Origin of the sequence: Bacillus cereus group sp. BceL062 (assembly GCF_051780025.1) — a bacterium.
GTDB classification, from domain to species: domain Bacteria; phylum Bacillota; class Bacilli; order Bacillales; family Bacillaceae_G; genus Bacillus_A; species Bacillus_A toyonensis.
Genome location: NZ_JBPWGY010000030.1, coordinates 1 through 7579, shown reverse-complemented (window position 1 = coordinate 7579; position 7579 = coordinate 1). Strand labels below are relative to the sequence as shown.

Here is a 7579-nt window from a genome sequence, read left to right as displayed (position 1 = left end):
TTGGGCTTGATTAGCTTCAATAATCTCTGAAAGCTGTTTAACTCCTTCTTTCGCCCAATCATTTACCTCCTCTAATCTAGTGAAATCCACATCTTTACTAAAATGTTTAAATGAATATATTGGTTTAAAATACTTCCACCCCATAAACAATCTTAATGTTTCAGAATACATTGATTCAATTACATTTTCTATTTTAGCTTCAATTTCTGGTAAATTCTCTTCCGTTGGAATATTTTCCTTAATACCAGATTTAGTCATTTTTTGTTGAATAAAATTAAGTAGAACAGAAGGAATTAAAAAATAATTCTCAATACAACTTCTAGATAAAATTTTTAATTCGCTTGTACTAGGATGACGTTCCCTCATTGCTCTTAATTCTTCTTCTGAACGACTATCAGAATCTAAAATAAAAATAGTTTTAAGACCATGACTACTAAAAACTTCTAATGCATGAGTATTAGCATAGTGTTGATAATTTCCAATTCCATTCATTACTACTATACCAACATCAGAATAAGAAAGATTAGGATAAAATGTTTCCAGATACATCCTAACGATTTCTTCATCAGTTGGACCTTCAACAAAGACTATAACTTTAGATAATAATAATGAACTAATAGTTATTCCTAATTCCCCCGTTACCTCATTTAATCCAGCAGTTTTAATAGTAGACACAGAAGTATCTATATCTTTTTTAACTAATAAAATATTATTATTTTCTGCAGCATCTATAAAACCAGTTGAATGAGTTGTCATAAATATTTGTACTTCTTTAGACATTTTCATCAAATATTTAAATACTTTTCTCTCCAATTCAAAATGCAAATGCACTTCTGGCTCTTCAATTAACATTAAATCAGGTGCAGAAAATTCCATGTCCAATATAAGTCTCAAAGATTCCCTAACCCCTGTACCATTCATATCAACTAAGAAATCGTCCACATCTATTTCAGCTTCCCCTTCACCTGAAAAAGCATCTACAGTAACACCTAATAAATCTGATACAGTGTTTTGTAACTGTTCTAGCCTCTCCTTACCACCACGTCCGGTTTTTAATGTTAAAAGACGCATAGCATCTTCTTTCTCTATTGGCTTCTTTCTCTCTGATTCTTCTAAAATTTGAATATTATTAATTTCATTCAATAACCAGGATATATGATTAGGTACAGTTTTTGCACGTCCAGCAAAAAGTTGAATTTCATTTTCAGTTCCTTTAGTTAAAATTTGTTCAATTTCTTGATAATAAACATCAATTTCCTCTTGAATACGATCTTTAAATGCAAAATAATCATTAGTAGAATCCAAAATTTCATTCAAAAGATTATTATTTTTAAACCTTGTAGGTATACCAAAACCTCTCTCTTTATATCTTCTATAACGTTCAGTATCAAAATACTCAAACGAAGCATTTAATAGCCCTGCATGCTCAGTAAAATGTTCATGTTCTAAATTTCTTTTAACTAGTTCTTTAATCATTGCTAAATTAGAAACAAGAATATCTTTTTCTACAATTCCATCTTTTTCATTATCAAAAGGACTCAACTCACTAAACGTAATTTTTTCAATATAAGAATATATCATATCTCCTCTTACATCTTTATAAACATAACTAGATGTATATACATTAATAACTTTATAATTTAATAAATCTTCTAACCCTGACCCTAATTGAGGATATTCCTCTTTCATTTTATTTACCAATTCATTGAATTTTTCATCTTTTAAATTAATTGAACATGCTATTTTTACTGGTTTATCAATTTGTCCTTTATGAAAATCTTTTGTATTTAAAACTTTTTTCACAAGTCCTCCACTTAAACTATTAATAAAAACATCAATAGATTTAAGTATTGTAGATTTCCCAGAATTATTTTTACCAACAAATATGTTCATATTTCCCAAACCACTAAGATTTAATTCTCGAATACTTCGATAATTTTCTATTCTTATACCTATTATTTTCAAAAAAATCCCCCCGTTTAAACTATGTTCATACAAAATAAATTTACTACTAATATAAAATTATAGAGATATTTCAATAATTTACAAATCAAATACAATATACATCAAAATATGTACTATAATTATCATTTCTATTTTGAAAATAAACTTTTAATAAAAAAATGAAAGATGGCTTAACATCAACCATCTTTCATTGTCCAGTAACAGCTTTATAGTAATCAAGAACAAATAGCAATTAAGTATAGAATTCTAAAAAAGAAAAAGAAAAGGGCAAGCTACGGGTTTACCATGGTAAACCTCAAAATTACATTTCTTCGTCCTAAAATGGTTATCCCTTCGCTCGATTTCTTATCTTTCCAATGTAAACTTTTAGATATTAGTTTACTTTCATTTCTCCTTAAATATTGACTTCCCACCGAATCCCCTGATATTCTCAATTTATATAGTAAAAGTATACATTCAAAACACTGTAAATAAAGAGGTCAAAAATCCATGAACAAAAAACCACATCTCATTGATGTCCAACCTATCCGTAGCAAAGAACAAATCGAAGATATGAAATGGGCTCTCAAACGTCACTGTTCCGAACGAGACTATATTCTATTTCTTATCGGCATCCATACCGGATTACGCATAAGTGATCTACTCCAACTCGAAACACAAACCATAATAAAATTAAAACGGAAAAAGAGAAAAGAATTCAAAATTAAAGAAGGAAAAACAAAGAAAGAACGCATAATTAACCTTACTTCCATTTTTGATGAGGTATACTTCTATGCTCAAACTCTAGATAATACCTGGTTATTTCCTTCTCGAAAAGGAGAAAAACCTATTAGTAAGATCCAGGCTTATCGACAATTGCAAAAAGCCGGAGATTTTGCCAGTGTAGAATCTATCGGAACACACACTATGCGCAAAACCTTCGGTTATTGGTTTTATAAACAAACTAAAGATGTAGCTATGTTGCAAGAAATACTCAATCATAGTACACCGCAAATCACATTAACATACATCGGAATTAATAAAGAAGAAAAAGATAACGTTCTAGACAATTTTTACATATAAACCATCTCATCTCGAAGAATAGAAATTAGTAACCAATTACCTTCACTTATTTTGTAACATTTATAATTTAAAATAATATCAAATAAAAAAGAGAACAAAAATTATGCTCTCTTTTTTATTTATATTCAATTTGTTGATTAAATATAGTTGGTATATTATTTTTTTCAAAAATCGGTGCAAAGACTTTTAATAATATCCATCCAATTAATCCACCAAATACATTTAAAATAATATCATCAACATCAAATAATCTATTAGGAAAACCAGTTAATAAATCAATAATAAATTGAATAATTTCGATTGTTATAGTTGTTAATATAATCATTTTTAGAACATATTTTAAATTAATTGCTTTTTTGTTTAATAATCCTAGATATACTCCTAAAGGAAATAGTAATAGTACATTCCCAATAATTTGTATCCAATTATTTGTTACAAAAATTTCTTTTGAAATAGATTTAAAAGGAATTAATTGATAATACATATCTATAGTTGACTCTATAGTTGAATTAAATAAAATATGTATTGGAAAGAAAACATATTTTATTAAGAAAATAGCATATATAACAAATGAATATCTATATAGAGATATTATAAATGGAAATTTGTTATTTTTTTTACGATCATTAATATACAGTATTACGCACCCTAAAATAATAAAAAATAAGATTGTAGGAATATGTAAATCTAATGTAATGCCTATCATTATATCTTCCACCTATTAATTATTAATCAGAGATGTATACGCTACCAGCCATACGCATTCCAGTTTTATTTCGTAAATAAACTCTATATTTCCCTGCACCTTTTGTTTTCATTTCTGTTGAAGTATCTACATTAGATGCAGAATTCCAAGATGATCCTCTATCTGCATATCCATACCAAGTGTTTTCTTCTAAAAATAGAAAGATTTTCGCCCCAGACCCTGCTTCATTTACTCGTGGAGTGGTTTTAACTGTAACATTGCGATTTGCTCCCATACTAATATCCGAAGAATATACACCTCCAGTCATATCATAAGAAGAACTATAAGATGCAGCCATAGCTGCTGTAGGTAAAGCCAAACATCCAATTAGTAAGCTACCTAAAAGTTTCTTTTTTACATTCATACTAAAAACCTCCTTTTTTTGAATATTGTACCATTATATATAGTTAAATATCAAGATATTAATCTTAAATTATATTCTTTTAATATAATTTAAGATTATACCCAGAACTTATGAGAACTAAATATAATAAAAACATAAAATCTCTTTTCAAACAAAACCTATAAATTATTTATCGTTATATTATAATTAAGTGTTTATAGATGCAAACCTATATTACTAAAAAAATAACATAATAATAGCAAGGGAATGCTTTTAGACTGATCTATACTGCATTCCCTTATTGTATGTATGCTATATTCTTATTCGCCTTTTTCTAACAGTAGAACCACGAATTTTGGCGAAGACATTGGTTTTTGCCCTGTCCTGGGGTCCGTCCTCGCTTTTTATTCCACGGTTCCCTTGACCATGAGCCTCCGAACCCTCAAACTCCCAAAGCTAACCCCAGCGGGCAAAAACCGCCCTTCTGGGGCCACCCCTGGCGAGTTTGCATGAGGGTTCCCCTCATCATCAAGGAACTTTCGCGGCATAAACGCCAGGACTCAGTTTGTAAATCTCATAATAATTATTTTCCAAATAATCTCGCAAAAAATCCTTTTGATTCTGTAGATGCTGTTAATGATTTTGTTTCTTGTACTTCACGAATTGTTTCAAGTAACTTCTGATCCCGTTTTTCTAACTTATTATCAATATAATCTTGTTGCTTTTGTAATTGTTCAATTAACAATTTATTAAATTCTTCTTGTTTCTCACTATATTCTCTAAGTTTACTAACTTCATTTTTTAATGATTTTAATTCCTCAGCTAAAATCTCTCCCGCTTCTTTACTAGGAACAGGCTTTATACTCTCTCCACCTGTAGCAAAATAATGTTCAATTTGCTTTATTGAATAGTTCTGTTCTCGATGTAATTGCTTAACCATCTTCATTTGCTCAAGAGCTTTTTCATCAAAAATATTGTAACCTGATTCATTCTTCTCTAAAGGAATATATGTCTTTAATTCTTTCATCCAATTTCTTATAACATTTGGTGATTCATCTAAACATAATGCAACTTCTTTAACAGTCATTGCAATATAACCTGGGTTTTCTCCACCTAGGTATTCACTTTTATCCATCTTTTTACCCACCTTTAAAACCTAGATAAAAACCTTGATATTTTTAATATCAATGGTTATTTTCAAAAAAATCAACCTTAGAACCTAGGTATTAAACCTAGGTTTTTACTAATTCATTTTACTAAGGTTTATATCCTCCTGTCATATAAAAATAACGGATTTTTTCATATTTCTAATTCACACTTCATTTTGCAAAGATCTTAGCCGCGCTACAAAAAGTTCTCTAATAACCTTGCAATAAGCCAAAACTAAAATCATTCTTTTGTTTTTTAATATAATAAATTTCAAATAATAGATAAGTCATTTTATAAAATTGGAAATTCCGAATCAAAAAAGAGAGAAGAGCATAAGGGGTTTTTGGGCCCAACTAGGGGTTGGGACTAGGCGGAGCCTAGCTTAAACGTGGGTACACGAAAATTCCCAGTATGTCCACTCACTGACGACACAAAACCCTCTAAATGTCCCCATTGTGTCCCTGGATATAGACTCAGTGAGTACACAAAGTCCCTTTGATGTCTCCATATGAGTACTCACTAACGACATGATATTTTTAATAAATTGCAATCAAACATTACTTTAAAATACTAAAAGAAAACAATTAACATTAATTAAATATAAATTTGTAATCTAGAAACAAACAACACCAAAATACAAAATGCTATTTAAACGCTTCAGAATCCTTTTTAAAAGATATAATTCTAAAACAATACTATTTGTCGTAAAAACGAAAATAAACGCTTAAAAAGCAAAATAAAAAGGTTTAAAAGACGGTTTTCCTTTGCTTTTGGGGTTGAGGTTGGTTCGTCGTGTGGGGACGAACCCCCACGTATTACGTATCTATCAATGTGGTAAGTGAAATTATTAAGCGAAGGCACTAGCGGTTCGGCTCGTATAATAGCAATTCAAGCCGATGATCCCAAATAGTTGCTTTTGGATGTATCGGCTTGGTGATATCCAAACTCGAGCCGAAAAAAGTTTTGCAAGGATGTAGCAAAGCGTAAAGGGTGGAGATTTTCTGTAGCAAAGCGAAAGAAAATACGACCCGTTCCTTGCGGAACTTTTAGCTATTTCTATATAGAGTGAGAAGGGACAAGTATACCAAAGTAGAAAATACCCAGTAATACCAAGGGTTTCAAGATTTTTCGTACTTACCGTTTTTGGTAAGTAAACTTACCGTTTTTGGTAAGTACGAAATTAACAAAAAAAGTCTACTAATTAAAGTAGACTTAAAATAGTTTAATAGGCAAATTTTTAAGCTGTTTAGGAACCTTTCTAAACATAGCTTTAAGTGTCGGATTAACTTCATCTCTATTCCCTGAAAACATAACATGAGGATTTATAAACAAAGCATATGCCCTAACATTATTATCATCAACACCACTTTCTGAACGAGCAATAATGCCTTTATCAATTAATTTTCTAACCAAAGGACTAACTTTCGTTTCGTGCCTTCCTATTTTTTTTGCTAATTCTCGCTGAGTTAATGGAATTTGTTCTTTAGAGTTAATATCACTAACTAAACAATTACTTAAAAAACCTACACACATTGAAATATCTAATAAAAATACCTTCTCAGCATTTGTTAAATAATCAATTTCAAATAAATACTGAATGTTTTGTTGAATGATCTGAACAAACTTCGCTTTATTCTTAATTTTACGTTCAGGAACTAATTTCATTCCTCTTGAACTAGCCTTTGCTTGAAGTTCATTTGCTATATACATCTCTTCTTCTGACAAGATCTTTGAATTCTCGATTTCTCTCAATCTTGCCTTTTTTTCAGCTTGTTCTAAATTAGCGATCTTTGACATAATCTTTCTCCTCTTTTCTAAGATTTTCAACTAGAGAAGAAAAACATTTTATGTTATGATGCATATAGAATTTATAAACAAATGCGTACACAAAAACCCTCCTCTATAATTAATTTCTCGACAAAATTAATTATAACATGGAGGGCTTTTTTCTTATATGGAATATTTACCTCTTAATTTGAGGCTAATACTGCAATTCTACCAAAAATACCTTTTAATTCATCAGGCCATTGATCATTCGTAATTACCTGTGATAATATTTGAACATCTGCCTTCTTTTTATTGTATCTAATACCATAATCCTTACATACTAGATCAATAACTTTTGAGCCTGGAACTATATCTAATTTTTTTTCATTCCATACAACAGACATTCTTTCTATTTCAGAAGATAAAGAACTTTCAAATTGGGCTTGATTAGCTTCAATAATCTCTGAAAGCTGTTTAACTCCTTCTTTCGCCCAATCATTTACCTCCTCTAATCTAGTGAAATCCACATCTTTACTAAAATGTTTAAA

The 7579-nt window shown here is 29.8% G+C and carries 7 protein-coding genes; 1 reads left to right on the top strand and 6 read right to left on the bottom strand.

All coding sequences use genetic code 11. The features are described from left to right. Positions 1-1965: ATP-dependent nuclease (locus tag ACS2MN_RS30645; protein WP_438894946.1), on the bottom strand; the 1965-nt coding region annotated here is incomplete at its 3' end. A gap of 489 nt (positions 1966-2454) precedes the next feature. Here ACS2MN_RS30645 and ACS2MN_RS30640 point away from each other — a divergent pair. Further along, the gene (locus ACS2MN_RS30640) at positions 2455-3027 is read left to right on the top strand and encodes a tyrosine-type recombinase/integrase (protein ID WP_346995196.1); all 573 of its coding nucleotides are present in this window, start codon (positions 2455-2457) and stop codon (positions 3025-3027) included. Positions 3028-3142: 115 nt separating this feature from the next. On the opposite strand, the gene ACS2MN_RS30635 is transcribed toward ACS2MN_RS30640, so the two are convergent. The 5 genes from ACS2MN_RS30635 to ACS2MN_RS30615 all read right to left on the bottom strand — a co-directional run. Further along, entirely contained in the window at positions 3143-3733 is a 591-nt protein-coding gene (locus ACS2MN_RS30635; protein WP_346995195.1) for a VanZ family protein, read from the bottom strand. Positions 3734-3755: 22 nt separating this feature from the next. After that, positions 3756-4136 carry a hypothetical protein gene (locus ACS2MN_RS30630; RefSeq protein WP_346995194.1) on the bottom strand — a complete coding sequence of 127 codons (381 nt, stop codon included), beginning with the start codon at positions 4134-4136 and terminating at the stop codon, positions 3756-3758. Between the two features lie 562 nt (positions 4137-4698). After that, a complete protein-coding gene (locus tag ACS2MN_RS30625; protein WP_000361424.1) occupies positions 4699-5250 on the bottom strand; it encodes a DUF3967 domain-containing protein in 552 nt (183 codons plus the stop codon). A 1226-nt stretch (positions 5251-6476) separates the two neighbouring features. Continuing rightward, entirely contained in the window at positions 6477-7061 is a 585-nt protein-coding gene (locus tag ACS2MN_RS30620) for a MarR family transcriptional regulator (protein WP_438894945.1), read from the bottom strand. Positions 7062-7234: 173 nt separating this feature from the next. After that, the coding region (locus tag ACS2MN_RS30615; protein ID WP_438894944.1) for a hypothetical protein at positions 7235-7579 on the bottom strand (345 nt) is incomplete at its 5' end.

Excerpts from the sequence above, each read along its gene's own strand:
- ACS2MN_RS30640 (WP_346995196.1), top strand. The coding sequence starts at position 2,455 with ATGAACAAAAAACCACATCTCATTGATGTCCAACCTATCCGTAGCAAA.
- ACS2MN_RS30635 (WP_346995195.1), bottom strand. The coding sequence starts at position 3,733 with ATGATAGGCATTACATTAGATTTACATATTCCTACAATCTTATTTTTT.
- ACS2MN_RS30630 (WP_346995194.1), bottom strand. The coding sequence starts at position 4,136 with ATGAATGTAAAAAAGAAACTTTTAGGTAGCTTACTAATTGGATGTTTG.
- ACS2MN_RS30625 (WP_000361424.1), bottom strand. The coding sequence starts at position 5,250 with ATGGATAAAAGTGAATACCTAGGTGGAGAAAACCCAGGTTATATTGCA.
- ACS2MN_RS30620 (WP_438894945.1), bottom strand. The coding sequence starts at position 7,061 with ATGTCAAAGATCGCTAATTTAGAACAAGCTGAAAAAAAGGCAAGATTG.